General features: G+C 62.0%; 1 protein-coding gene. It reads left to right on the forward strand.

The window, feature by feature from the left end; all coding sequences use genetic code 11:
• Nucleotides 1–213 (forward strand): hypothetical protein (locus RAD10_RS41915; RefSeq protein WP_461622030.1); only part of this gene is annotated, 213 nt, incomplete at its 5' end.
• Nucleotides 214–271: the final 58 nt, after the last annotated feature.

A 271-nucleotide genomic window follows, 5' to 3' on the forward strand; every position in this document is an offset into this window, starting at 1 on the left:
GACGAATGGGCGACATCCCTCACAAAATCTGCGGCGCGATCGGGCGGCACGGTGTGTGCTTGGCAGGCTCTGTCTCCAGCATCGTTGTTGGTCACGATGAGCGCGCCGGCCCTCGGCCGTCTGTGCGGGATCATCTTCGTGGATTCGGTGCTGGAGAATTGTTTCACCCCGCGCTCATCGACGAGAAACCGCTCGTGGGCGCGCCGCGGTTGAGCTAGGTCGAGCACTCGTCGAGGGCAAGCAGATTGTCATTCCAGACCCCATCTGCATG

It is taken from the genome of Bradyrhizobium sp. 23AC (assembly GCF_054863025.1).